This window comes from Nocardia sp. FBN12 (assembly GCF_050320175.1).
Classification (GTDB): domain Bacteria; phylum Actinomycetota; class Actinomycetes; order Mycobacteriales; family Mycobacteriaceae; genus Nocardia.
Genome location: NZ_CP190048.1, coordinates 5,130,909 through 5,156,035, shown reverse-complemented (window position 1 = coordinate 5,156,035; position 25,127 = coordinate 5,130,909). Strand labels below are relative to the sequence as shown.

Here is a 25,127-nt window from a genome sequence, read left to right as displayed (position 1 = left end):
GAACTTCGGCTGAATTGGATCTACACGCGGTCCACTTTATCGGCGAAGCTCATCCTATGAGCACGCACGACGTCAACCGCAGCCCCCTCTCGCCGACCCCGCGCACCACCCTGACCCGCTCGAAAGAACGTGGCGTCACCGATCGCGCGGCGCTGGACGCGGTGCTCGACGCGGGCCTGGTCTGCCACCTCGGCGTACTGCTCGGCGGCTCGCCGGTGGCGCTACCCACCATCTACGGCCGCGTCGGCGACACCCTCTACCTGCACGGATCCACCGGAGCGGGCAATATGCGGGCCGCGATCGACACCGATATCTCGCTGACCGTGACCCATGTCGACGGGCTGGTGTACGCGCGCTCGGCCATGCACTTCTCGATGAACTACCGCTCGGCGGTGATCCGGGGCAGGGCGGTGCTGGTCACCGACGAGGCCGAGCGTGCGAACGCGCTACGAGTGATCGTCGAGCATTCCGCGCCCGGCGCCTGGGATCGGGTGCGGCCGCCCAACCGCAAGGAGATGGCGGCGACGATGGTGCTCGCGCTCGACCTCACCGAAGCGTCAGTGAAGGTGCGTTCGGGCGGCCCGAACGATGACGAGAGCGACATCGAGACCGGCGGTGTGTGGGCGGGCGTACTACCGCTACGGCAGGTGTGGGGCGAGCCGATCCCGGCCGGCGACCTGGAACCGGGCATCGACGTGCCCGCCGACGTCACGGCCAGGGTGACCCCCGTCGAACTGCCGGTGAGCTAGTGCCCCGCGGCGCCGAGCGCGATCAAGTCCTTGGCCGAGACCTCGGGCAGGTACGCCTTCGTCAGCGCGATGCCGATGCGGGGCAGATCCGCCTCGTCGCGATAGCACAGGTACACCGGCTCGTGGCGGGGCTGGAACTTGGCCTTGAACGAATGCAGTGACCGGAAGCCGTAATACGGCTCCATCGCGGCGCCGAGCCCTTCGAGCAGACGATCGATCGGTTCGGCGCCGTCGGTACCCGCGCTGCGCGCCAGCGGAGCGCCGGAGAGCGAAACGATCTCGGCGCCTTCCTCTTTGAACGCCCGGCAGGCGGAGGCGATGAGAAATTCGACCACGGGCCGGAAGCCGTCGGGTCGCCTGCGCATCATATCCAGTGTCCAGCCGCGGATCTCGTCGCCGGGCGCGTAGACCGGCAGCCAGGAGGTGACCCCGTGGACGATGCCGTCGGCATCGACGGCGAGGCCGACCCGCACTGCCGGATCGAGTGCTTCCTCCACGCCGCCGAGCGTGAATCCCATTTCGGGTAGCCCCTTTTCGCCCACCCACTCCTCGGAGATCGCGCGCACCTGGGCGATCACCGCGAACGGCTCGTCAGCCAGTTCGACGAGCCGGAACTCGATCCCCTCCTTGTCCGCCCTGTTGATCGCCGACCGGATGTCCTGCCACGCCTTGCCTTTGAACTCGAGCTCGGGCAGGTCGACGATGGTGTCCTCGGCGATCTGCACACTGCGCCAACCGAGTTCGCCTGCGATATCGGCGACCGACCGCGTGGTGGAGAACAGGCACGGAATCAGGCCGTCGGACTCGCAACGGTCGGTGAACCCGGCGATGGTGTCGGGCAGCAGGTCGACCGGGCCGATCGGGTCGGTGAGCGCGATGACGGTGCCCGCGTGGCGCTGGTAGGTGACACAGCGTTCACCGTCGGCGGCGAACCAGTACTTGTTCTCCGGCCAGGTGGTCATCCACGACATGGTGCTGCCGCCGTAGCGGGCCAGCAGCGTGCGGACCGCGTCACCGGGTTCGGCGCCGGTGAGCGCGCCGTCGGTGATCTTGCGCCGGACGGGCACCCGGAACGCGCCGCGGCCGCCGTAGAGCAGCGCCACCTCGCCCGCCCACAGCAGGGCGGTACCCACGGTCACCGCGCCGGTGGTCTCGTAGTCGGTGCCGATGGCCACGCCGAGCAGGATCAGCGTGAGAACCACGTGCAGCAGGCCGTACGCGAGCGTGACCCACCACGCCCAGCGCCTGCCCTTGCGCAGTTGATCGGCGACCACCGCGATCACCAGCACTGTGAGGAGCGTGCTCCAGAACGAGCCGCGTTCGTTCTCGGTGGGACCGAGCAGGCTGTTGCCGGGGAAGAAATACACCGCTGTCGAGGCCGCCGCGATCACCAGCAGTCCGGCGAACGCGAGCAGGCGCACCTCGCGGCGGGTCCGCGGCCAGAAGCCGTGTTCGGTTCGGCTGAACAGCTTTTCGCCCGCGGGCAGCCACACGGCGAGCACGATGAGATGCATGAGATCGGCGAAGGTCGATTCGAACAGGAAGGTGATCGCCACGTAGGCCAGCAGCGCGGCGCGCACCCGCAGCCGCCACGGCGAACGCAAGGTCGCCGAGACCGCGGCCAGCGCCGCGATCGCCCCCGTGGTGAAACCGACGTCGCGTACCTCGGAAAGCCGGTCGGCCCAACCGAGATGGGTGTGCGCCAGCAAGCCGACCGTCACCGAGGCGCCGAGGATGCCGACCAATTGCCCGGACAGGCAGACCATGGCGGTGCGCGTGGTCCCGAGGCGCCACTCCGTCCAGCCGACCGCCGCGGCGAAAACGACTGCCATGCAGAGGTATTGGAACGGGGTGAGGCCGAAGAACCAGCCCGACAGCGGCGTCCACCACTTGCCCTCGGTCAGCGCGGGCCAGCCGTAGGCGATCTCGGGGAACCAGGAACGTCCGTCGAGCCTGCGCCAGAGGCCGCCGGTGGCGAGACCGAGAATCGCGACCACGGCGAGGAAGCCGAAGGTGAACGGCATCCGGCGGATCACGGTGTGCGCCAAGGCGACGGCGCGTGCGGGTGCCGGTTCGGTGGCAGCTGTGTTCTCGTCCATGGAACCACCCTTTGCTGCGAGTGCGCCGCACCGGCGCGGTGAGGTCTTCTGTGTACCGTATGTCATCGCGGCCGTACCGGGACCGCGATGCGGGCGCCGAGGGCGGTCGAGGTGGCATCTGTGGAGGTCAGCGATGACGCGAATCACCGATCTGTCTTTGCTCACCGGATGGCTGCCGGTGGCGTCGACGGTACTGGGCATCGTGGGTGCGGTGTGGTTGCTGTTACCCCGTGTTCGGCGGTATGTCACCACGATCATGCCGATCGTGCTGCTGTCCGCGGCGGTGCTGACCGTGGCGCTGTACCTGTTCGTCGAGGAGGTGTGGCGGCCGTTTCCCGATCCGATCGCAGTCTCGGTGTACGTGCTGATCGGGATCGCGGTGGCCGCGGTGCTACTGGTGCTACCGCGAATTCTGGTGCGCCGGACGGTGTGGACCGGGTTGGTGACCGTCCTCGCGGCGGTGGTCGTGCTGGTCGCGGTGGGCGTGCGGATCAACCTGGAGTACGCGTCGTATCCGACTGTCGGCGCGGCGCTCGGCGTCGAGCAGGTGGATCGGGTCGAGCCCGGTGAGCTGACCCGCCGCGAGCAGGTGGTCAGCGCGCGTCCGCTCGAGCCCGCGTGGCGCAAGCCCGGTGGACTGGCTCGCGATGGCCGGATGCTGACGGCCTCGGTCCCGCCGACGGCTTCCGGTTTCGCCGCTCGTGAGGCCCAGATCTACTTGCCACCGGCCTATTTCGCGGATCCGCGGCCGCTGTTGCCGGTGCTGGTGTTGCTCGCCGGTGAGCCGGGTGCGCCGCGGGATTGGTTCGTCGGTGGGCAGTTGGCCGAGACCATGGACTCGTTCGCCCGCGCGCACGACGGGCTCGCCCCGGTGGTCGTGGTGGCCGATGGAACCGGTTCCCAGTTGGCGAACCCGTTGTGCCTGGACTCCGAGCTGGGCAAGGTCGCCACCTATCTGGCCGTCGATGTGCCTGCCTGGACACGAGCGAATCTGCAGATCGATCCGGATCCACGTTCCTGGGCGGTCGGCGGACTGTCCTACGGCGGGACCTGCTCGCTGCAACTTGCCACCAACTACCCCGAGGTCTATCCCACCTTCCTCGATATCTCCGGACAGGACGAGCCGACGCTGGGCGACCGGCAGCGGACCGTGGACGCCGCGTTCGGCGGGGATACCGAGGCGCTGCTGCGGGTCAATCCGCTCGATCTGCTGAAGTCGCGGACGTATCCGGATTCGGCCGGTGCGTTCGTGGTCGGGGCCGAGGACGAGGTGTATCGGCCGCAGGTGGAGCGGATGTACCAGGCGGCGAAAGACGCGGGGATGGATGTGCGATTGCGGATTCTGCCGGGCGGGCACAACTTCGCGCTGTGGGCGTCCGCGTTGCGCGATCAGCTGCCGTGGTTGGCCACCAGGCTCGGCCTGACACCCTGATCGGTGACGGGTTCCGCGGGGACTCGCGGAGTACAGTTCGACGCATGTCCGAGGATAAAACCCCAGGTACAGGCATCGGCGGGGCGGAATCGCGCATCGATGAGCAGCTCGTTGACGTCGCGCTCGCCATCCTCGACACCGGCGGCGTCGAAGCGTTGTCCATCGGCGCGGTGGCGCAACGGCTGGGGGTCGACGCTGATGCGGTGCACGCGCGCGTCGGTAGCGTGAAAGACCTCGAACGTGCCGTGATCGAACACGTGCTCGGGGCGGTGGCGCTCGGGCCGCTCGCCGACGAAGGGGTGGAGTGGACCGCGGCGGTGATCCAGTTCGCGCTCGGCATGCGCGGTCGGCTGTTCGACCATCCCGCCGTCGCGGAGTTGATCATGTCGGGGCCCATGGACAGTCCGTCGGCGGACGGGCCGGTGGCGCGGGAGATAACCGAGTCGCTGTTCGTCTGCCTCGCCCGCGGCGGGCTGCAGTCGGCGATCCGGGCGCATGGGGTCTACGCGGTGCTCGTGTACGTGCTCGGCTCGATCGCCCTCGAGGTGGCCGAAACCGACGGAAAGTCGCCGCTCCCCGCGGAATCCGAGCGGATCGCCGCTCGTCGTGTGGCCCTGCGGGACGTGGATCCGGACCGGTGGCCGCGCACCGCCGCGCATCTGGATGAGATCGCGGCGTGGACCTCCGTTGATCAGTTCGTCTGGGGGCTGCGCGTGCTGCTCATCGGGATGACGGCTACCTGACGGCCGAGGCGGCGTTGGAGGCGCTCACCAAGGTGTAGGTCTCAATCCTTGTTTCGCGCAGGCATTCTGGACGGCGTCGAAAAGCGAGTCGTTGTCGGCGGTGAGGCCGACCAGTGCGAGCGAGTAGGTGTTGTCGAGGCGGGAGAGGTAGCCCGAGAGTTGGGTGCGGGGGAACGTGGTGATGCCGGGGTGGATCGCGCGGGCAGCCACTCGGGTGCAGTTGTGCGGGCCGACTTTTCGCACGGTGTCGGGTAGGGGGCCGATGTTGGAGCACAGGATGTCTCGCTCGCCCGCGCCCTTGCTCAGGGCATAGGCCCATCGGTCGGGGATCACCTGGAGGATCTGCTCGGGAAGGCCTGCGGGGCTGGACATTCGGCGTTGGTAGGCAGCCTTGGCCTTGTCGCGGATCGTCGCGGGGGTGTCGCGGCGTTGGATGGCGATCTCGGTCATCGCGAGGTCGTTGTCGACGCGGGGCTCGTCGCGGGTGTCGACGGGCAGGCTTGCGGTGATCGTCGGGTCGGGGAAGCCGTTCTCCCACAGGATGTTTGCGATCAGGTAAATGAACAGACTGTTCGAGGTTCCACCGAGGGCGGTGGCGGTGGTGTCCCAGTGATCGGCGTCGAAGGTGAGCAGCAGTGGCCGTAGGTCCCGGTCGCTGGCCGAACCGCCCACGCGCCCGTCCGTCGACACATCAGTGCCGGGCCGCGAAGGTGGGTTCCGCGCAGTCGGCAACGGCGCGATGTCGGAGTCCGGGACGCGGTCAGCGGAGGGGTCCTCGATGGGACGTGCCGGTCGAGCGAGCCTTCGGCGCAGCGCGCGGGCGGTGCCGCCGATGATGACGGCCCATTGGGAACAGGCGTCGGCCCATTCCGAAAACTGTGTGCGACTGCCCATCTCGTCGTCGATGTGCTGCGCCGATCCGGCACTGCGTGATCCTGCGGGTTCGTCGAGGCCGGGGCCGGTGGATTCGAGGGATCGAAGGGCGGCGGTGATGGCGTGGATCAGGCCACGGGCATCGGCCAGGGCATGCGAACAGGTCAGGGCGACAACGGTTCCGCCATCGTCGAGGCGTGCCGCGGACAGGCGCCAGCCGGGCGCGAACTCCGGGTCCAGATCGGCACCGAGGCTGTCGGCCCACGGCAGGATCGCGAGATCGGTGAGTGGGCCACCGTCTCGGTCGGGGAGGATGTCGAGGGGGTGGGCGGTGACGTTGGGGTGCCAGGTCCGGCGGGCGCCGGGGACTCGGGGTGTGACCACCCGGCGGCCTAAGGGGCCGGTGCGCAGATGGTGGTGAATCGCTTGCAGGAGAGCCGGTTCCATCGCGTCGGGGGTGCGCCACAGGCCCTGGAGGGCGATGGGGGTGCCCATGCCTCGGTGGGTGCGGAGGAAGATTTCGTCGACGACGGTGAGCGGGTCCATCAGCGGTGGTCGGTACTACCGTGCCTGCCCTCGCCTGCGGTGAAGCGGGCGGCGCCGTCGAGCGCGCCACCGGTCAGGGCCGTCATGCCGTGCCGGAATTCGATGCGCAGTGCCTCTTCCTCGGCGTGGCCGTACTGGTCGTAGAGGGCGGCGCGGTCGGTGCGCAGACAGGTTTGGGGGAGGGCGGCGAGCTGGGCGGCCAATTCCTCGGCGACGCGGCGGGCGTCACCGGTGGGCACGACCCGGGTGACCAGGCCCATCTGCAGCGCCTCGGGTGCGCTCACCGGGCGGCCGGTCAGGATCATGTCCAGTGCGCGGCCTTCGCCGACGATGCGCGGCAGGCGCACGGTGCCGCCGTCGATCAGCGGGACGCCCCAGCGGCGGCAGAAGACGCCGAAAGTGGAGTCCTGCTCGGCGATTCGAAGATCGCACCACAGGGCGAGCTCGAGCCCGCCTGCCACCGCGTACCCGGAGACCGCCGCGATCACCGGCTTGGACAGGCGCAGCCGGGTGGGTCCCATCGGGCCGTCACCGTCCTCGGCGGCGTGATTGCTGTTCTCGGTGCCGAGGGCTTTGAGGTCCGCGCCGGAGCAGAAGGTGCCGTGTTCGCCCCACAGCACGGCCACCGCGGCGGTGGGGTCGGCATCGAACGCGCGGAAGGCCTCCACCAGCGCCTGCGCGGTCGGACCGTCCACCGCGTTGCGGGCTTGCGGGCGATCCAGGATCACCGTGGTGACCGGGCCCGCATGCTCGACGCGCACCGACTTCGCCGCCTCGCTGCCGTCGACGGGCAGCCCGGCCGATCGCCCGCCGGCGGGCGAACCGGGTTGCCCGGCCACCGATCCTCGGGACCGCGCGCTGTTCTCGGCCGGTGAACCTGTTTCCATTCTTCGACCATACGGGCACAGCGCTCGTGGGTGAAGGCCTCTTGTGTGAAGAGGTGAATCCATGATTCACTTCTTCGCATGGTGTACCGCAGGACCCCGGCCGTGCAGGCCCGGCTCGACGCGCAACGGGCGCTGATCGTGCAGGGCGCCACCCGCGTGCTCTCGCGCGACGGGTTCGCCGGGCTGTCGATGGCCGCGGTCGCCGCCGAGGCGGGGATCGCCACCGGCACCGTGTACAAGCAGTTCGAGAACAAGGCCGCACTGGTCGCCGCGGTATTCGAGACCGTCGTCGCCCGCGAGGTCGACGCGGTCCGGGCCGCGGTGGCCGACGGTGACGTGGTCGGGCGGGTCACCGCGGCGGTGGAGACCTTCGCGGGCCGCGCGCTGAAGAACCCGAAGCTGGCCTACGTGCTGCTGGCCGAGCCGGTCGACGCCGCCGTCGACGCGCAACGGCTGGAGTTCCGGCGCGCGTTCGCCGCCTCGTTCGAGACCGCCATCGCCCACGGTGTCGCCGAAGGTCGGCTGCCCGCCCAGGATTCGGGCCTCACGGCCGCCGCACTGGTCGGCGCGATCGGCGAGGTACTCGTCGGCCCGTTGGCCGCCGCACCGCACGCCGAGACCGTCATCCCGGAATTGGTCGCTTTCGCCGTACGCGCGCTCGGTGCGCGCCCGGAAACGTTGTAGTCGAAGGAGTTACAGGACATGCCGACCCACGAAGTGTTCAACCAGGCACCACCGCTGATCCCCTTCGACGCGGCGCGCAACCCCGCGCTACTCGAGGGCCTGCACCGTGAAGGCGCGGGCTGGGCCGAAGCCGAGGTGCGCGAACTCGGCGCGCTGGCAGGCGGTGTCGAGGCGCAGGAGTGGGGCAGGCTCGCCAACGAGTACCCGCCGGTGCTGCACACCCACGACCGGTGGGGTAACCGTGTCGACGAGGTCGAATTCCACCCGCACTGGCACGACCTGATGAATGTGGCTGTGACACATGGCCTGCACGGTTCGCCGTGGCTCGACGAGCGGCCCGGCGCGCACACCGCCCGCGCCGCCAAGTTCTACACCTGGGGCGCTGCCGACGCCGGGCACATGTGCCCGATCTCGATGACCTACGCGGTGGTGCCCGCGCTGCGCCACAACCCCGAACTGGCAGCCCGGTTCGAACCGCTACTCGGTTCGCGCACCTACGATTTCGGCCTGCGTGAACCGTCGGCCAAGGCCGGCCTCATCGCGGGCATGTCGATGACGGAGAAGCAGGGCGGCTCCGACGTTCGAGCCAATACCACCACCGCCACACCACAACCCGACGGCTCGTACCGCGTCGTCGGACACAAGTGGTTCACCTCGGCTCCCATGTCGGACATGTTCCTCACCCTCGCGCAGGCCCCTGGCGGCCTGTCGTGTTTCCTGCTGCCGCGTGTGCTGCCCGACGGCACCCGCAATCCGATTCGCATCCAGCGGCTGAAAGACAAGCTGGGCAACAAGTCCAACGCGTCCTCGGAGATCGAATACGAGAACGCGACCGGCTGGCTCGTCGGCGCCGAGGGCGCGGGCGTGAAGACGATCATCGAAATGGTCAACATGACCCGCCTCGACTGCGTGATCGGCTCGGCCACCGGCATGCGCCTCGGCGCGGTGACCGCGATCCATCACGCCCGGCACCGAGCAGCCTTCGGCGCCAAGCTGATCGACCAGCCCGCCATGCGCAATGTGCTCGCCGACCTCGTCATCGAATCCGATGCCGCGACCACGGTGATGATGCGACTGGCCGGGGCCACCGACCGCGCCGGCAGCGACCCGGCCGAGGCCGCGCTGCGCCGGATCGCCCTCGCCATCACCAAGTACTGGGTCTGCAAGCGGGCGCCCGCGCATGCCGCCGAAGCGCTGGAATGCCTGGGCGGCAACGGATACGCGGAGGAGTCGGGTATGCCGCGGCTGTACCGCGAGGCGCCGTTGATGTCGATCTGGGAAGGATCGGGCAATGTGGCGGCGCTGGATGCGTTGCGCGCGATGGGGCGTCAGCCCGAGACGGTCGAGGCGTACTTCGCCGAGGTCGGGCTCGCCCGCGGCGCCGATTCGCGCCTGGACGACGCGATCGACCGCGTCGGCAAGGAACTCACCGACCTGTCCGACATCGAATATCGTGCCCGCCGCGTCGTCGAACTGATGGCACTCGTCCTCCAAGGCGCGCAGCTGGTGCGGCACGGGCACCCCGCTGTCGCGGATGCTTTCTGCGCGACCCGCCTCGGTGGGGACTGGGGCATCGCCTTCGGCACCCTGCCCGTCGGCGTCGACACCGGCGCCATCATCGAGCGAGCCTTCGTCGACGTGGTCTGATCCGGGCGAGCCGGTATCGGGGGCATCTGCGGCCAACTCGGCCTCCGGGCTGATGCCCGGGACCGGGCGCCCGCCTCTGGCTGTCGACGGTGACGAGACCCCCGGCTGTGCCCACCTGTCCTCCGCCTGGCTCTGCGGGTCGAAGGGCAGGGATTCGGCGCTGGCTGCAAGGCATACAGGCATGGTGATCTCGTAGGGTGAGGCAGTGACCTGGCCGAGTGAGGTGCTGTCGGTGACCGACCTCGCCCGGCGGGTCCCGCACTCGCTCGGCGGGCGCTTCCTGCTCGGTATCGCGGGACCACCGGGCGCGGGCAAATCGACGCTGTCCGAGCGGCTCGGCGCCGAGCTCACCCGCGCGGGCAGACCCGCTGTCATCGCGCCGATGGACGGCTACCACCTGCGCAACGACGTACTGCGCGCCCGCGGAGCACTACACCGCAAGGGCGAGCCCGATACCTTCGACGCGGCCGCCTTCGTCACCGACCTGCGGACGCTGCGGGCGACGCCGATCGGCGCTGACTTGCCATGGCCGCTGTTCGACCGGGCCGTCGACGAACCCACCGAAGGCGGCGTGCTCGTGCGTGACGAAGAGGTCGTTGTGGTCGAGGGCAATTATCTGCTGCTCACCGATGCCCAAGCGCCCGGCTGGGCGGAGGTCCGGGGACTGCTCGACGCGTGCTGGTACCTCGACGCGCCGCGCGAGATCCTCACCGAACGATTGCTACACCGGCACACAGCCGGCGGGTGGTCGGCGACCGAGGCGCGGATCAAGGTCACCGATAGCGATCTGCGCAACGCCGATCTCGTCGCCGCGAGCAGGGACAGAGCCGACCTGGTGCTCGCGGCGGCGGGGCAGGGATACCGGATCAGCTGAGGTGACTCGGCAGTGGCGGTCGCGCAGTCGGCGCGTGCGCCACGAAATTCGGCGTCACCGGGCAATCATGGAGCGATGACGCGACGTCGGCGGGTATCGGTGCCAGGGCACGCGTTGCGCAACGGCGCGGCGGCGGTATGCGCGCTGTTGCTCTACTACAGCGTGCCGATGAGCTGGACGTTCCAGCTCGATGCCTGGCCGGGGCGGGTGTTCGGGGTGGTCAGCTTCATCGCGGGCGTCGTCGGACTGGTGTGGCTGGTGTGGCGGCGGATCGAGCATTTCCTGAAAGCGCCGGCGACGGCGGGCGGCCGGGTTGATGGTGTCCTGCTCGTCGTATGCATCGTCTGCGTGGTGTTCTCGCTGTTCTACTACCGGCTGCAGCAACTACATCCGGACGAGTTCGACGGCCTGGTGACGCGCACCGACGCGTTGTACTACACCTTGTCCACCCTCGGCACCATCGGCTACGGCGACGTCCACGCCGTCGGTCAGGTGGCCCGCGTCGCGACGATGGTCCAGATTGTGTTCGACCTGGTGGTGATCGGCACCCTGGCCACTATTGTCACGACCAGCGTCACCCGCAGGCTCAGCGCCGCGAACGGGACTGCCGCGCAGTAGGTTGCGCTCGATCGGCTACTGGTACCGTCCCCGGTCGCCGCGCTAGAGTCTCACCACGTGACACTGGAGGGCAGGGGGAGGGCCATGTATCGCGTGAGCGTCCGAAGCGAGGGTAGAAGGAACTACCTTGTCCGCATCCCGCGCGAGTTGGCCGGCGAATCCGGTCGGTTCTCGACGACGGTCCCCATCGCGGAGGGATACCAGACCGCCGCCATCAACCTCATCGCGGAATCGACCGGGCACACCGTGTCGTTGGATGAGATCGAGTGGAACATCGCCGCGGAACCGCGGTACTCCGACGCTGTCGTGACGTTGTTCGACACTCTCGAGCGCCGCTTGACCGAGAAGAAGTCGGATGACCTCGGGGGCGACGACATCGAATGGAGCGGCGACGTCGAGGAATCGATGGACGAGGTCGACGACCTACTGCGTAGCTGCCCCGATCACGTCGAGGGATACGCGGACGTACGGGAACTCCTCCTGGAGTCGATGCTGTCCATGATGGACGACTTCGAGGGATTTCAGTTCGACGAGGAAGTTCTGTGGAGCCACGGCCGCGTGCTGAATAGCCTGCCGACGGATCTCTCGACGATGCCCGATGACTGGCGTTACCGGTACCTGGAGAACTTCGCCTTCATGGCCTACCCGCACGACTACGTCGCGATCGACGAACTCGTCGACGAATGCGTGGGATGGGACGAGATCAAGAGAATCGCCGAGTTCTACGAATACATCTACCGCAACTTCGATGCGCGTATCGACAGCCTGGACGACTCGGTGCAGGACTATGTGCGGGACTCGAGCGTCGGCCCCACCAACTACACGTCCTCGCACGACGAATACGGATTCAGCGTCCGTATCCCCTACGTTGTCATCTGCTACCTGCACGAACGAGGGGAACTGCGGCAGTTCATCACCCGCCAGACCGAGTTCGACGAGCTGTGGACGGCGCTCGGCGCCACCGGAAAGCAACTCCCGCTGGAAGTACACGACTTCCTGTCCCGGTGGAACACCAGCTGGACCGGTGAACCGCTCGAGCAGGTGGCGGTTCCGGAGAGCTACTTCGACGAGTACAGCGATCTGCCCGGCATCGTGCACACCTTCTGGCGGGAGGTCGGGTTCGCGGGCTTCGCCAAGGGATTGTTGTGGGTGTGCGACCCGCACGAATGGCAACCGATCGTCGACGAATGGCTGGCGGGACTCGACCTTCCGGAAACCCATCGCGCAGGTCAGATCCCGCTGTTCCGGACCGCGTTCGGAGAAATCATCTGCTTCAAGGCGGAAATGGGCAACCTGGTCCGTATCGACCCACTCACACCCGAAGTCGTCCACATCGCGCGCGGGGTCGACTTCGGCGCGCTCGTCTTGGCGTTGGGGTCGCAGGTCAGCGGCGATACCCACTGGCGTGGTGCTTTCGGGAAGATCGTGGCAAAGCTCGGCCCGCTCGACCACTCCACGATCTACGCCTTCGATCCACTGCCCTTCGTCGGTGAGAATCCCCGCGGGCGCAGTGTTGTCTACCGCACCGAGACAGCGGCCCGGTCGGACGCACGTTCAGCGATGTCCACGATCCGCGCCGCGGCAACCGCACACCTGAAAGCCACTTCTCAGCCTTTCTTCAGCAGCTTCGGCAGCAGGGAAGACTGAACGCCGGCCGACTGCGGTAGCCGCTGCTCTTGACCGTGAGGACGAACTGACCCGGCGTATCGGGGTCATTGATATCTGCCCGCAAGCCGTTGAAGATGTTGAAGGTAATCAGGGGCGAGCGTTGTCGATGCCAGGGTTGCGGTTCACGAGATACTCCGTTGAGCTTGGCCGACACGGCTGTGTAGGGGAGCGCGCGTCGCCCGATCTCGGCTTCGGTGACGGTGAGCGTGACCGGCGCCGAGAGCACGTAGGTCTCATAGCCTTTGACGGTGGACTCATTCCAGTCCAAGTGCCAGCCGGAGGTGGCATCGCCGAGTCGGTAGCCGAGGTATTCGCTCCAGCGAGTCACCTCGGCCAGGGTGTATTCGGCGATTGCGGGAACGTGACGCCGCGCGGGCATCGTGTGTCGTGGCTTGTCGGGGTAGACGAGCGGTTCGCGCTCAGCAGCGGGGTCCAGGGGCCAGTTCCCGATGTAGCGGCCAGGATAGGCGGGGCTTTCGCGGTAGCGGTGGAAGTAGCTGGGGGAGCCGATTTGGAGGGTATCGTACCGTTCGCCGTTCAGTGGGAACCGCACGCCCGTGCGAAATCCGTAGGGGCCGGGTATCGAACTGTTGACGCTCGCGGTAGTGGTCGCGGAGATCGGGTACTGGGCGTAGATCGCCGGCACGATTCTGCCGTCCAGTCTGCCGGAGAAGATACTGTATTTCGGGAATTTCACCGAAGTCAGGATGGCGAAGCCGTTGGCGTCGGTTCGCGGGTCGATTATTCGCGAGCGTCCACCCACGCTGGTCCTTCTGACTTCTCGGTGCAGCCAGGTTTCGAGGGGCGTAATGCCTTCCTGCCCCAGGGCCGCCACGATCTCACGAGTCAACCGCACCGCGAACGCGTTGATGGCATTCGCCTGTCGCCAGTCGAGCCAACGCCGCGACGACACTTCGCCCGCCGCGAACCCGGGCAGGTCGACCACCGGGACTGGGGTCGCGAACTTCGGTCGCGGGTTGCGGATCTGTGTCCACAGCCATTCATCGATGCCGAATTCGCCCCACGGTTTTCGCACACTTCGACTGTATTGCGACGGTAGTGGGGTAGCAGGGTGTGTCTGCCTATTGTCTCCTACCGGACGAGATCACCGACGGTGCGACCGATACCACTCGATGAGCCCGTCGGTCGACGAATCACCCACCGACACCGGCTTTTCCGGCTCACTCAGCAACGGCATCAGGGCGAGCGCCTGCTGCTTGCCCAGCTCGACGCCCCACTGATCGAAACTGTCTACCCCCCAGATGATGCCCTCGACGAACACCTGGTGCTCGTAGAGCGCGATCAGCTGACCCAGCGCCGACGGTGTGAGCTCCGCCGCCAGGATCGTGGTGCTCGGCCGGTTGCCCGGCATCACCTTGTGCGGCACCAGTTCCGGGTCGGTGCCCTCGGCGCGGATCTCCTCGGCGGTCTTGCCGAAGGCCAGCACCTTCGACTGCGCGAACAAGTTGCTGATCAGGATGTCCTGCATGCTGCCCGTGCCGTCGCGGGTCGGGAGGTCGTCGGTGGACCGGGCGAAGCCGAGGAAGTCGGCGGGGATCAGGCGGGTGCCCTGGTGTAGTAGCTGGTAGAAGGCGTGCTGGCCGTTGGTGCCCGGTTCACCCCAGAAGATCTCGCCGGTCGAGGAGGTCACCGGGGTGCCGTCGGCGCGCACCGACTTGCCGTTCGATTCCATCGTCAATTGCTGCAGGTAGGCCGGGAATCGGGCCATATCGTTCGAATAGGGCAGTACCACACGGGATTCCGCGCCGAAGAAGTTCGAGTACCAGACGCCGAGCATCGCCAGCAGTACCGGCGCGTTCTCGTCAAGGGGCGCGGTGGCGAAATGCTTGTCTATGGCGTGCATTCCGCCGAGGAACTGCGCGAACTGCTCCTTGCCGATGGTCACCATCACCGACAGGCCGATCGCCGAATCCACCGAGTAGCGCCCACCCACCCAATCCCAGAAGCCGAACATGTGCGCGGTGTCGATGCCGAACTCGGCCACTCGCTCCGCGTTCGTCGACACCGCGACGAAATGCTTGGCGACCGCTTCCTCGCCCAGCGCGTCGACCAGCCAGCGGCGGGCCGCGGTCGCGTTGGTGAGGGTTTCCAGGGTCGAGAAGGTCTTGGAGGCGACGATGAACAACGTCGTCGCCGGGTCGAGGCCGGCGAGCTTGGCGACCAGATCGGCGGGGTCGACATTCGAGACGAAACGAGCGGCGATGCCCGCGTCGACATAGTGGCGCAGCGCGCGATACACCATGTCGGGGCCGAGATCCGAGCCGCCGATACCGATATTGACGATGGTCTCGATGCGCTCACCGGTCGCGCCGCGCCACGCGCCCGAGCGGACGGAATCGGCGAATTCGCCCATCCGGCGCAGGACGTCGTGCACCTCGGCGTCGGCGTCGGTGCCATCGATACAGAGCTGATCGCCGACCGGCAGGCGTAGGGCGATATGGCCGACCGCGCGGTCCTCGGAAGTGTTGATGTGCTGGCCCGAGTACATCGCGTCGCGGCGCTGCGGCACACCGGCCGTGCGCGCGAGATCGATGAGCAGGCGCAGGGTTTCGCGAGTCACGCGATGTTTGCTGTAGTCGATGTGCAGGTCGGCCACCTGCAGCGTCAGCTCGTGGCCGCGCTTCGGGTCGTCGGCGAACAGCTGCCGTAGGTGCATCGGCGCGACCGTGCGGTGATTGCTGTGCAGTGCCTGCCAGGCCGCCGACGCGGTGATGTCGCTGCTGCTCACGAGCCGAGGGTACCGCGTTGCTGTACGGCTGGCGCGCTCTAGCCATGGGGTTTGAGTAGTCCCAGGGAGGTTTGGGGCTGTGTTTATTGGAGCGCTGGCGCGCTCGAGTCGCGGCCCCTAGGGGCCGCCGGTTAGGCGCCGTTGCTTGCTCCTTCGTCGCCTACGCAACGGCGCCTAACCGGCGACCCGGCCGCGACCGGCCACTTCGTGGCCGTCCCTCCCTAAGGGTCGGGAGTGCGGTGGTTGGGGTGGGTGGGTTGTGGAAGGCGGGGACAGGCCATGGACGGTGTGGTGCGGGAGGGTGGTCATGTTTCTTCTTCGGTGGTTGCGGGTGCGGGCTTAGGGTGGGCTCATGGTGTCTGAACGCGACGTACTTGAATTCGTGCCCAAGGGTTTGTGGATCGGTTCCGGTCCTGTCGAGGCCACCGGGGGTGGGACTTTCGACGTGCGGAATCCGGCCGATGGGTCGGTGATCGCGCAGGTGGCCGACGCGACTCCGGAGGACGCGATGCGGGCGCTGGACGCGGCCGTCGCGGCGGGGGAGGCGTGGGCGGCGACGCCGTCGCGGGAGCGGGGTGAGATCCTGCGGGCGGTGTTCGAGCAGCTCACCGCGCGAGCCGAGGAATTCGCGCTGTTGATGACGCTCGAAATGGGCAAGGCGCTGTCGGAGAGCCGCAACGAGGTGCGCTACGGCGCCGAGTTCTTCCGCTGGAACAGCGAGGAGGCGGTGCGGATTCACGGGCGGTACTTGGACGCGCCGTCGGGGACGGGCCGGATCATGGTCGCCAAGCAGCCGGTGGGGCCGTGCCTGGCGATCACGCCGTGGAATTTCCCGCTCGCCATGGGCACCCGCAAGATCGGGCCCGCGCTGGCGGCGGGCTGCACGATGATCGTCAAACCCGCCTCGGCGACGCCACTGACCATGCTGGCGCTGGCCAGGCTCTGCAGCGAGGCCGGTCTGCCCGACGGGGTGCTGTCGGTGGTCACCACGCAGCGTTCCGGGGCTGTGACGAGCCCGCTGATCGACGATCCGCGGCTGCGCAAGCTCACCTTCACCGGCTCCACCGAAGTCGGCAAGAAACTCGTGGCGTCGTCGGCGAACCGGTTGCTTCGCACGTCCATGGAATTGGGCGGCAACGCGCCGTTCGTCGTGTTCGACGATGCCGATATCGACGCCGCCGTGGCCGGTGCGATGCTGGCGAAGCTGCGCAACGGTGGCGAAGCGTGCACCGCGGCCAACCGGTTCTACGTGCAGCGCGGTGTGGTCGCCGAGTTCACCGAGAAGTTCGTCGCCGCGGTGGCCGACACCGTCGTGATGGGTCCAGGGACCGATCCCGCGACCACCCTCGGCCCGCTGGTGAGCGAGGACCAGCGGACGATCGTGAGCGACCTGGTCGACGATGCTGTTTCCGTGGGCGCACGCGTGCTGATCGGCGGCAAGGTCCCCGGCGGCGAGGGCTGGTACTACCCGGCCACCGTCCTGGGTGATGTCCCGCCGACCGCCCGCATCCTGCGCGAGGAAGTGTTCGGTCCGGTTGCCCCGATCGTCGCCTTCGATACCGAGGAGGAGGGTCTCGCCGCCGCCAACGACACCGAATACGGCCTGGTCAGCTATGTCTTCACCCGGGACCTGGATCGTGCGCTTCGCATCTCGGAGGGGTTGGAGAGCGGCATGGTCGGCGTCAACCGGGGCGTCATCTCCGACCCGGCTGCCCCGTTCGGCGGTGTCAAGGAATCAGGTTTAGGTCGCGAGGGCGGCACCGAGGGCATCGAGGAATACCTGAACACCAAATACATCGCGCTCACCTGAGCCAGACAAAAAACAACCGCCCCGGGGATGGTGTCGCACCCGGGGCGGCTTTATGGAAGCGGCGAACTGGCTGGTCGCCGCATGGTTTGGGGGGTCGGCCTAGCGGCCGAGGCGGCCGCGGCCGAGACGGAGCAGGAGCATGGCGAGGGTGTGGCCCTCCTGGCCGAGCTCACTGAAACGCTCGAGTACCTTCATCTCACGGCTGTGGACCAGGCGCGTGCCGCCGGAAGCCATCCGGGTGCGGCCGATGATCCGGGAAATCTCGCTGCGGCGTTTGATCGCGGCAAGGATCGTGGCATCGAGCTGGTCGATCTCGAGGCGAAGCTTGTCGATCTCGGCTTCGGATTGCGGCAAGGCCGAATCGGACCCGGTTGTCGTAGCAGGGGTGCTCATCATTCATCTCCTCGTGTCAGAACTTGGATCGGTCGGACCGAACGGCCTGTTACCCGATCTGTTCCGTCACCCTGAAACTTTTCCCGATGGGCAGTACTGGATCCCCCCGGGAGTGCGCAATCAGTCGTACTCCCCGTCACGATATCGGATCGGCGGCCGATCCGGGCATGCGGAGGAGCGCTGATCATGAGGCCCAGTCTGCCACGGGGCGGTAGGTAGGCAAAACAGTTCTGTTTATGAATTCGCTGAGAAGGTTCACCAGGTGGCGGCGGTGCCGAGCTGGTCGAGTTCACCAGTGGTTTGCCGGGCCGTTGCCGGCCGGTCATCGAATCGGGAGCAGTTCGCAGCTTGTCGGTGCCCGCCGGTAGCGTGGACAGACGATGGATATCACGGTCGCTCCCCACGCCTCAGCCACCGATCCCAACGAACCCGCGCCTGGCGCGCTATCGCCTCGGGACGGTGGTGGCACCGGCGCGTCCGCGCTGGCTCAGGCGGCGGCCCGAAACAGCGCCGAACAGTCGCAGCGCCGCCAGGAGCGCGAACAACAGCGTGCCGAGGAGATCGAGCGGCTGCTCGACGGGCTCAATCCGCCACAGCGCGCCGCGGTGATGCACGCGGGTTCACCGCTGCTGATCGTAGCGGGCGCGGGCTCGGGCAAGACCGCGGTGCTCACCCGCCGGATCGCCTACCTGCTCGCGGCACGTGGCGTGCGCACCGGTGAGATCCTGGCCATCACGTTCACCAACAAAGCCGCTGCCGAGATGCGGGAACGGGTCGCGGGGCTGGTCGGTCCGCGGGCGGCCAGCATGTGGGTGTCGACTTTCCATTCCAGCTGTGTGCGCATTCTGCGGATGCAGGCGGCCCTGCTGCCCGGTTTGAATTCGAATTTCTCGATCTACGACGCCGATGATTCCCGGCGGTTGCTCACGATGATCAGCCGCGATTTCGAGATCGACACCAAGAAGTATTCGGCGCGTTTGCTGTCGACCGCCATTTCCAATCTGAAGAACGAACTGATCGATCCGGAAAAGGCCGCCGCCGACGCCGAAGCCGACGACACCGAACTGCCCGCGCTGGTCGCCAGGGTCTACGCCGAGTACCAGCGCCGCCTTCGCACGGCCAACGCGATGGACTTCGACGATCTGATCGGCGAGACGGTGGCGCTGCTGCAGAACCATCCGCAGGTCGCCGAGTACTACCGGCGCCGGTTCCGGCACGTGCTCGTCGACGAGTACCAGGACACCAACCACGCCCAGTACGTGCTGGTGCGTGAGCTGGTCGGGCACCACAGTGACGCGGACGAGCAGGCGGTCGAGCCGAGCGAGCTGTGCGTGGTCGGTGACGCCGACCAGTCGATCTACGCCTTCCGTGGCGCCACGATCCGCAATATCGAGGAATTCGAGCGCGACTTCCCCGATGCGGAAACCATTCTGCTGGAACAGAACTACCGTTCCACCCAACACATCCTGTCCGCCGCCAACGCGGTGATCGCGCGCAACGAGGGCCGGCGCGAGAAGAAGCTGTGGACCGATTCCGGCGAGGGTGAACTGATCACCGGCTACGTCGCCGACAACGAACACGACGAAGCCTCCTTCGTCGCCAAGGAGATCGATCGGCTCGTCGACGGCGGCGATGCCAACTACGGCGACGTGGCGGTGTTCTATCGCACCAACAACAATTCGCGTGCGCTGGAAGAGATCTTCATCCGAATGGGCCTGCCGTACAAGGTCGTCGGTGGGGTGCGGTTCTACGAGCGCAAAGAAGTGCGCGACGTGGTGGCCTACCTGCGGGTGCTCGAGAATCCCGAAGACGCGGTGAGCGTGCGCCGCATTCTCAATACTCCGCGTCGCGGGATCGGCGATCGGGCCGAGGCGTGTGTGGCGGTGCATGCCGAACAGCGCGATATCGGCTTCGCCGCGGCTCTGCGTGATGCGGCCGATGGCAAGGTCGCGCTGCTGAATACCCGTGCGCAGCGGGCCATCGCGGGGTTTCTCGAGCTGCTCGACGAGATTCGGCTCGCCGGTAAGCGGGCCGACAGCGACTATCCCGATGTGGGGAATGTGGTCGAGGCGGTGCTCGATCGCACCGGATATCGCGGTGAGCTGGAAGCCTCCGACGATCCGCAGGACGGTGCGCGGCTCGACAACCTCAACGAATTGGTCAGCGTTGCCCGCGAATTCAGTTCCGAGGCGTTCAACAATGCCGAGGCGGCACGTGAGGAAGGGCTGGTGCCCGAGGCCGGCGACGGTGAACCAGAGCCGGGTTCGCTGGCGGCCTTCCTGGAGCGGGTGTCGCTGGTCGCTGATACCGATCAGATCCCCGACGAGGGCACGGGTGTGGTCACCATGATGACGCTGCACACGGCCAAGGGGCTGGAATTCCCGGTGGTGTTCGTGACCGGTTGGGAGGACGGGCAATTCCCGCACATGCGGGCGCTGGGTGATCCGAACGAGTTGGCCGAGGAACGTCGGCTGGCCTATGTGGGGATCACGCGGGCTCGTCAGCGGCTCTATCTCTCGCGCGCGGTTGTGCGGTCGGGGTGGGGGCAGCCGGTGTCGAACCCGGAATCGCGGTTCCTGCAGGAGATTCCGCAGCATCTGCTGGATTGGCGCAGGTTGGAGCCGGTGATTTCGCCGCAGCGGGGGCGGCGTCGGGGGGAGGACAGTGGGTTCGAGCGGGATTGGACCAGTGGGAGTGGGTGGGATCAGCGGCCGGGTGTGCGTGGGGGGGCCGGTGAGCGTCGGCCTGCGCCGGGTGGGGCTGTTAAGCGGAATAACACCGAACTTGTTCTTGCCGTGGGGGATCGGGTTACTGATGATAAGTATGGGTTGGGGCGGGTTGTGGCGGCTGATGGGGTGGGGCCGTTGGCTACGGTGACTATCGACTTCGGGTCTGCGGGGAAGATTCGGTTGATTCCGCAGTTCAGTCGGACGATTGTGAAGTTGTGATTCTAGGTTTCGGGAATCTGGGGTTGGAGTAGTCCAGGTTTGGGGGTGTGGCAGAGCTCCGGGGTTTGAGTCGGGAGTGCGGTGGTTGGGTTGGGTGGGTTGTGGAAGACGGGGACAGGCCTTGTGCACGGTGTGGTTGAAAGTGTGGTAGGGGTGCGGGTTTTGGGTGTGCGGTGTGGCTGGGAGTGAGGTGGTTCGGGTTGGGGCGGGGTGTTCAGTGGGGGAAGAGGTTGGTCAGGGCTTCGTCGAGGGTGGGGTATTGGAAGTCGAAGCCGAGCTTGTGGAGGACTTCGGAGGTGGCGTGTCGGCCTGTGAGGCCGAGGGCTGGGTCGGTGCGGAGGAAGACGGCGCCGATGGTGAGGGCGGCCTTCGGGGTGGGGGGTGATGGGGGGCGGTGCAGGGTTCGGCGGAGGGTGGCCATGAGTTCGGTGTTACGGACGGGGAATTCGGTGGCGGCTACGAGGATGCCGTTGGGGAGGGTGATGTTCTGGTCGAGGCCGAGGGTGGCGCGGACGATCGCCAGCCAGTCCTCGATGTGGATCCAGCTGAACCATTGATCGCCGGGGCCTACGCGGCCGCCGAGGCCTGCCTTGGTGAGTTGGCCGAGGCGTTTCAGGGCGGGGGCGTCGGGGTCGAGGACGATGGAGGTGCGCAGGATCGTCCAGTGGTCGGAGCCGGCTGGGTCGAAGGCTTCCTCCCACGGCTGGGCTACGCCGGTCATCTGGGGGAGGCCTACGGGGAGGGGAGTTGTTTCGGTGCATCGGGTTTCGCCGGCGTCGGACCAGATGGCCGTGGTGCTGGCTTGGACCCAGTAGTCGATGGGGGTATCGCGCAGGCGTGCGGCGGCGACCAGAGCGGTGGTGGAATCGACTCGGCTGGAACGCAATTCGGCGACGTTGCGTTCGGTCGGCCTGCAGTCGACCAGCTTGCCCGCGAGGTTGATCACCGCGAGGCGGCCGGGTTCGCGTAGTTCGGCCGACCAGGCGCCGACCGAGCGGCCGTCCCATTCGGTCTGGCGGAACGGCAGAGCGGGGTTGCGGCGGCGGGTCAGCAGGGTGACGCGCTGGCCGCGGCAGGTCAGGTCGGCGGCGATCTGGAGACCGAGCGCACCGGTGCCGCCGGCGATGACTACGTTCAGTGCGTCGTCGGTGGGGACCAGTCCGGCCAGCCTGGCCAGGCGCGAGAAGTTCACGCGCGCATCGGTTTCGATGAACGGGCGGACCACGGCCCGGGCCGCGGCGGCGGACGGGCCGGTGAAGCGCAGTTCCTGGGTGATTTCGGTGCCACCGTCGCACGGGGTCAGCCGCCAGGTGAGGTGCATGGTGCCCGCGGGTTCGGGCTGCTCGATGCCGAGCTCACGATTCGGTTCGAACGTGGTGACGGTGAACGGCTCGGCGAACCGCCCGTGGATCCGCGCCGAGACTTTTCCGTCGGGGAGATAGTCACCGGTGGCGCCGACGGCAACCGGCCCGTGCATCCGCACTGACCGCACCCCGGGATTCCACACCGGCCACTGCTCGAGATCCGCGAGCACTTCCCACACCAATTCTGGTGCGAGCCCGATGAACTGCGTGTACTTCGTCGTACCAGCCATAGCTGAACGCTAACCCCGCCGCCTACCTAGGGGAAGCGTGCTGCTCATCACGCAACAAGACCGTCCACAAACGGTCCTCGACTACCCCTAATCGCGCTGTGAGCCGAGGCTGATGCCGCGGGTGGCGAGCCACGGGACCGGGTCGATCTTGTCGGTGCCGTTGAGCCAGACCTCGAAGTGGCAGTGCGGGCCGGTGGAGAAGCCACGGTTGCCCATGGTGGCGATCTGGTCGCCCGCCATCACGCGCTCGCCCTGCGAGACGGTGGCGGTGTCGATGTGGCCGTAGATCGTGACGGTGCCGTCGTCGTGCAGAACGCGCACCCACATGCCGAAACCGGAGGCCGGGCCCGCTTCGATGATGGTGCCGTCGGCGACCGCGTAGATCGGGGTGCCGATCGGGCCCGCGACGTCGATGCCGAGGTGCTGGACGCCCCAGCGGGCACCGAAACCGGAGGTGTAGTTGCCCGCGGCGAACTTGGCGAACAGGGGCCGCAGCTTGGCGGATTCCTGGGCGGCGAGGTCTTCGGCGAACTTGGCGCCCTTGGCGAGGATGTCGTCGAAGTGGTTCTTGTCGGCGATGGCGGTGGCGTCGAGTACCTGGGGTGCCGCGCCGGTGCCGGGGTCGCCGACCTCGGCCGTGCTCATCGACTGGGCGGCGATCTCGTGTACTTGGCCCGCGGCCTCGTAATCGATGCCCTGTGCGGGCTGGCCCGGATCGGCCATGGCCGCTTGACCTGCGGCGACGACGGCGCCGGCGGCCACGGCGATGACCGCGGCGCGGCCCTTCAGCGCTGCGGGCGGTGCGGGGACACGGTGTGCGCCGGCACGACGTTCGGCGCGGCGCGGCGCGGGGGCCGCTGCTTCGGCGGGCTCTTCGGCCGCGGGCGCCCAGTCGGTGCCGTACGTGCCGGTGTCATAGGACTCGTCCGCGGTCCATTCGTCCTCGGCGGGCGTCCAGGCGGCGTCGTCGGACCAGGTGGAGTTGTCGGTCCGAGCGGACTGGTCGCGCCACACGTCGTCGGTCTGCGGCCATGCGGCGGCGGGGGCTCTACGGGCCTGCGGATGCGACGTGTATTCGTCGGCGTACCGGTAACGCGGACCGGAGCTGGTGCGATTTTCGACTGGAAGGGTGGAGCGGTGGTTCATCGGATGAAGTACCTCACGCTATGTCGTCCTCCTCAGTCCTGACTTGCCCAGTCGTGACCTGGTTGTCGTGACCTGGTTGTGACATCGACCGCATTGACGGTAACGAAGCGATTGCAGAGTGGCAAGCGCTCGCCGGAAACGTACACCTCCGTGTGACATTCGTCACCGTAACGCGGCGGAATAACTCACTGTTTTCCGGCATCCCGGGTGAGGTCCGTCGACGACATAACGTAGTAGATGTCGGAGTGTTCCGGCTTTAGGCGGCCCGACCTGGCAAGGCATCGGAAAACGTCCAAAAACTACTCGCCAGTAGCCTTGGCCAGCGGTTTTCCGGGGCTCCCGTAAACGGTCGTGACCTGCGCCACTTACTATGAACGTGGTCGTTTAGCCCTCCCCGTGACTAGCTACAGTCCGATCCGACCCGCTACCGACGTCGGGCCGCCAACAAAGACGTTGTCATAGCAACGCAGACGAGACGGTGAGTACATGGATCTCTTCGAATATCAGGCGAAGGAGCTCTTCGTTAAGCACGGAGTGCCTTCGTCCGAGGGTCGTGTTTGCGACACGGCTGAAGAAGCACGCGCCATTGCCGAGGAAATCGGCAAGCCCGTGATGGTCAAGGCGCAGGTCAAGGTGGGCGGCCGCGGCAAGGCTGGCGGCGTCAAGTACGCGGCCACCCCGGAAGACGCGTTCACGCACGCGCAGAACATCCTCGGCCTCGACATCAAGGGCCACATCGTCAAGAAGCTCCTGGTCGCCGAGGCCAAGGACATCGCGGAGGAGTACTACATCTCCTTCCTGCTCGATCGCTCCAACCGCACCTACCTGGCCATGTGTTCGGTCGAGGGCGGCATGGAGATCGAAGAGGTCGCCGAGAAGACCCCCGAGCGCCTCGCCAAGATCGCCGTCGACGCCGTCAAGGGTGTCGACCTGGCCTTCGCCCGTGAGATCGCGGAGAAGGGCCACCTGCCCGCCGACGTGCTCGACGCCGCGGCCGTGACCATCCAGAAGCTGTGGGAGGTCTTCGTCAACGAGGACACCACCCTGGTCGAGGTCAACCCGCTGGTGCGCACCCCCAACGACGAGATCCTCGCCCTCGACGGCAAGGTCACCCTGGACGAGAACGCCGAGTACCGGCATCCCGACCACCTCGAGTTCGCCGACGTCGACGCGACCGACCCGCTCGAGCTCAAGGCCAAGGAAAACGACCTCAACTACGTCAAGCTCGACGGTGAGGTCGGCATCATCGGCAACGGCGCCGGTCTGGTCATGTCCACCCTGGACGTCGTCGCGTACGCCGGTGAGAACCACGGCGGCGTGAAGCCGGCCAACTTCCTCGACATCGGCGGCGGCGCTTCGGCTTCCGTGATGGCCGCGGGGCTGGATGTGATCCTGGGCGACGCGCAGGTCAAGAGCGTGTTCGTGAACGTCTTCGGTGGCATCACCGCCTGTGACGCGGTCGCCAACGGGATCGTCGGCGCGCTCGAGGTGCTCGGTGCCGCGGCCACCAAGCCGCTGGTCGTTCGTCTGGACGGCAACAACGTCGAAGAGGGTCGCCGCATCCTCGCCGAGGCCAACCACCCGCTGGTGACGCTGGCCCAGACCATGGACGAGGGCGCCGACAAGGCCGCCGAACTCGCCTTCAGCGCCAAGTAAGGAACAGCGAA

19 protein-coding genes are annotated in these 25,127 nt (G+C 67.3%); 11 read left to right on the top strand and 8 right to left on the bottom strand.

What is annotated here, in order from left to right; genetic code table 11:
- The first annotated feature begins 56 nt into the window (after positions 1 to 56).
- Complete coding sequence (locus tag ACQHI0_RS24455) at positions 57 to 749, top strand: pyridoxamine 5'-phosphate oxidase family protein (protein WP_427904151.1); 693 nt, start codon at positions 57 to 59, stop codon at positions 747 to 749.
- On the opposite strand, the gene ACQHI0_RS24450 is transcribed toward ACQHI0_RS24455, so the two are convergent.
- Positions 746 to 2,848, bottom strand: coding sequence for a bifunctional lysylphosphatidylglycerol flippase/synthetase MprF (locus ACQHI0_RS24450; protein ID WP_427904150.1), 2,103 nt, complete (start codon positions 2,846 to 2,848; stop codon positions 746 to 748). The genes ACQHI0_RS24455 and ACQHI0_RS24450 overlap by 4 nt on opposite strands.
- 133 nt (positions 2,849 to 2,981) lie before the next feature.
- Between ACQHI0_RS24450 and ACQHI0_RS24445 the strand changes: the two genes are divergently transcribed.
- Both ACQHI0_RS24445 and ACQHI0_RS24440 read left to right on the top strand, forming a co-directional pair.
- Positions 2,982 to 4,280, top strand: coding sequence for an alpha/beta hydrolase (locus ACQHI0_RS24445; protein ID WP_427904149.1), 1,299 nt, complete (start codon positions 2,982 to 2,984; stop codon positions 4,278 to 4,280).
- Positions 4,281 to 4,324: 44 nt separating this feature from the next.
- Entirely contained in the window at positions 4,325 to 5,023 is a 699-nt protein-coding gene (locus ACQHI0_RS24440) for a TetR/AcrR family transcriptional regulator (protein ID WP_427904148.1), read from the top strand.
- A gap of 24 nt (positions 5,024 to 5,047) precedes the next feature.
- Here the strand turns inward: ACQHI0_RS24440 and ACQHI0_RS24435 are convergent, their stop codons facing one another.
- Both ACQHI0_RS24435 and ACQHI0_RS24430 read right to left on the bottom strand, forming a co-directional pair.
- Complete coding sequence (locus ACQHI0_RS24435) at positions 5,048 to 6,442, bottom strand: hypothetical protein (protein WP_427904147.1); 1,395 nt, start codon at positions 6,440 to 6,442, stop codon at positions 5,048 to 5,050.
- Positions 6,442 to 7,203 carry a crotonase/enoyl-CoA hydratase family protein gene (locus tag ACQHI0_RS24430; protein ID WP_427909281.1) on the bottom strand — a complete coding sequence of 254 codons (762 nt, stop codon included), beginning with the start codon at positions 7,201 to 7,203 and terminating at the stop codon, positions 6,442 to 6,444. The genes ACQHI0_RS24435 and ACQHI0_RS24430 overlap by 1 nt, the downstream gene beginning before the upstream one ends.
- A gap of 204 nt (positions 7,204 to 7,407) precedes the next feature.
- On the opposite strand from ACQHI0_RS24430, the gene ACQHI0_RS24425 reads away from it, so the two are divergent.
- The 5 genes from ACQHI0_RS24425 (at position 7,408) to ACQHI0_RS24405 (ending at position 12,799) form a co-directional block, all read left to right on the top strand.
- The gene (locus tag ACQHI0_RS24425) at positions 7,408 to 8,013 is read left to right on the top strand and encodes a TetR/AcrR family transcriptional regulator (protein WP_427904146.1); all 606 of its coding nucleotides are present in this window, start codon (positions 7,408 to 7,410) and stop codon (positions 8,011 to 8,013) included.
- 18 nt (positions 8,014 to 8,031) lie between these two features.
- Positions 8,032 to 9,660, top strand: a complete 1,629-nt coding sequence (locus ACQHI0_RS24420) for an acyl-CoA dehydrogenase family protein (RefSeq protein ID WP_427904145.1) — start codon at positions 8,032 to 8,034, stop codon at positions 9,658 to 9,660.
- Positions 9,661 to 9,865: 205 nt separating this feature from the next.
- Positions 9,866 to 10,534: a nucleoside triphosphate hydrolase gene (locus ACQHI0_RS24415; RefSeq protein WP_427904144.1), complete on the top strand. Its 669-nt coding sequence runs from the start codon at positions 9,866 to 9,868 to the stop codon at positions 10,532 to 10,534.
- Between the two features lie 75 nt (positions 10,535 to 10,609).
- Positions 10,610 to 11,152, top strand: coding sequence for a potassium channel family protein (locus ACQHI0_RS24410; protein WP_427904143.1), 543 nt, complete (start codon positions 10,610 to 10,612; stop codon positions 11,150 to 11,152).
- Positions 11,153 to 11,245: 93 nt separating this feature from the next.
- Positions 11,246 to 12,799 (top strand): GAD-like domain-containing protein, encoded by a 1,554-nt coding sequence (locus tag ACQHI0_RS24405; RefSeq protein ID WP_427904142.1) that lies wholly within the window; start codon positions 11,246 to 11,248, stop codon positions 12,797 to 12,799.
- Here ACQHI0_RS24405 and ACQHI0_RS24400 read toward each other — a convergent pair.
- Positions 12,771 to 13,766 (bottom strand): hypothetical protein, encoded by a 996-nt coding sequence (locus tag ACQHI0_RS24400; RefSeq protein WP_427904141.1) that lies wholly within the window; start codon positions 13,764 to 13,766, stop codon positions 12,771 to 12,773. The genes ACQHI0_RS24405 and ACQHI0_RS24400 overlap by 29 nt on opposite strands.
- A gap of 159 nt (positions 13,767 to 13,925) precedes the next feature.
- A complete protein-coding gene (gene pgi / locus ACQHI0_RS24395; protein ID WP_427904140.1) occupies positions 13,926 to 15,569 on the bottom strand; it encodes a glucose-6-phosphate isomerase in 1,644 nt (547 codons plus the stop codon).
- A 352-nt stretch (positions 15,570 to 15,921) separates the two neighbouring features.
- On the opposite strand from pgi, the gene ACQHI0_RS24390 reads away from it, so the two are divergent.
- On the top strand, positions 15,922 to 17,379 hold the full coding sequence (locus ACQHI0_RS24390; protein ID WP_427904139.1) for an NAD-dependent succinate-semialdehyde dehydrogenase: 1,458 nt from the start codon (positions 15,922 to 15,924) through the stop codon (positions 17,377 to 17,379).
- A gap of 99 nt (positions 17,380 to 17,478) precedes the next feature.
- On the opposite strand, the gene ACQHI0_RS24385 is transcribed toward ACQHI0_RS24390, so the two are convergent.
- Complete coding sequence (locus tag ACQHI0_RS24385) at positions 17,479 to 17,772, bottom strand: chorismate mutase (protein ID WP_056816138.1); 294 nt, start codon at positions 17,770 to 17,772, stop codon at positions 17,479 to 17,481.
- 380 nt (positions 17,773 to 18,152) lie between these two features.
- Here ACQHI0_RS24385 and ACQHI0_RS24380 point away from each other — a divergent pair, with 380 nt between their 5' ends.
- Positions 18,153 to 20,720: a UvrD-helicase domain-containing protein gene (locus ACQHI0_RS24380; RefSeq protein ID WP_427904138.1), complete on the top strand. Its 2,568-nt coding sequence runs from the start codon at positions 18,153 to 18,155 to the stop codon at positions 20,718 to 20,720.
- A 214-nt stretch (positions 20,721 to 20,934) separates the two neighbouring features.
- On the opposite strand, the gene ACQHI0_RS24375 is transcribed toward ACQHI0_RS24380, so the two are convergent.
- Positions 20,935 to 22,314 (bottom strand): DUF1731 domain-containing protein, encoded by a 1,380-nt coding sequence (locus tag ACQHI0_RS24375; RefSeq protein WP_427904137.1) that lies wholly within the window; start codon positions 22,312 to 22,314, stop codon positions 20,935 to 20,937.
- 87 nt (positions 22,315 to 22,401) lie between these two features.
- The gene (locus tag ACQHI0_RS24370; RefSeq protein WP_427904136.1) at positions 22,402 to 23,460 is read right to left on the bottom strand and encodes a M23 family metallopeptidase; all 1,059 of its coding nucleotides are present in this window, start codon (positions 23,458 to 23,460) and stop codon (positions 22,402 to 22,404) included.
- 486 nt (positions 23,461 to 23,946) lie between these two features.
- Here ACQHI0_RS24370 and sucC point away from each other — a divergent pair, with 486 nt between their 5' ends.
- The gene (gene sucC, locus ACQHI0_RS24365; RefSeq protein ID WP_378993279.1) at positions 23,947 to 25,116 is read left to right on the top strand and encodes an ADP-forming succinate--CoA ligase subunit beta; all 1,170 of its coding nucleotides are present in this window, start codon (positions 23,947 to 23,949) and stop codon (positions 25,114 to 25,116) included.
- The last annotated feature ends 11 nt before the right edge of the window (positions 25,117 to 25,127 follow it).

Bases quoted from the DNA above. Each gene is read 5' to 3' on its own strand.
- ACQHI0_RS24380 (WP_427904138.1), top strand. From the start codon at position 18,153: ATGGATATCACGGTCGCTCCCCACGCCTCAGCCACCGATCCCAACGAA.
- ACQHI0_RS24450 (WP_427904150.1), bottom strand. From the start codon at position 2,848: ATGGACGAGAACACAGCTGCCACCGAACCGGCACCCGCACGCGCCGTC.
- ACQHI0_RS24420 (WP_427904145.1), top strand. From the start codon at position 8,032: ATGCCGACCCACGAAGTGTTCAACCAGGCACCACCGCTGATCCCCTTC.
- ACQHI0_RS24375 (WP_427904137.1), bottom strand. From the start codon at position 22,314: ATGGCTGGTACGACGAAGTACACGCAGTTCATCGGGCTCGCACCAGAA.
- ACQHI0_RS24435 (WP_427904147.1), bottom strand. From the start codon at position 6,442: ATGGACCCGCTCACCGTCGTCGACGAAATCTTCCTCCGCACCCACCGA.
- ACQHI0_RS24370 (WP_427904136.1), bottom strand. From the start codon at position 23,460: ATGAACCACCGCTCCACCCTTCCAGTCGAAAATCGCACCAGCTCCGGT.
- ACQHI0_RS24410 (WP_427904143.1), top strand. From the start codon at position 10,610: ATGACGCGACGTCGGCGGGTATCGGTGCCAGGGCACGCGTTGCGCAAC.
- ACQHI0_RS24425 (WP_427904146.1), top strand. From the start codon at position 7,408: ATGGTGTACCGCAGGACCCCGGCCGTGCAGGCCCGGCTCGACGCGCAA.
- ACQHI0_RS24390 (WP_427904139.1), top strand. From the start codon at position 15,922: ATGGTGTCTGAACGCGACGTACTTGAATTCGTGCCCAAGGGTTTGTGG.
- ACQHI0_RS24385 (WP_056816138.1), bottom strand. From the start codon at position 17,772: ATGAGCACCCCTGCTACGACAACCGGGTCCGATTCGGCCTTGCCGCAA.
- ACQHI0_RS24440 (WP_427904148.1), top strand. From the start codon at position 4,325: ATGTCCGAGGATAAAACCCCAGGTACAGGCATCGGCGGGGCGGAATCG.
- ACQHI0_RS24445 (WP_427904149.1), top strand. From the start codon at position 2,982: ATGACGCGAATCACCGATCTGTCTTTGCTCACCGGATGGCTGCCGGTG.
- ACQHI0_RS24455 (WP_427904151.1), top strand. From the start codon at position 57: ATGAGCACGCACGACGTCAACCGCAGCCCCCTCTCGCCGACCCCGCGC.
- sucC (WP_378993279.1), top strand. From the start codon at position 23,947: ATGGATCTCTTCGAATATCAGGCGAAGGAGCTCTTCGTTAAGCACGGA.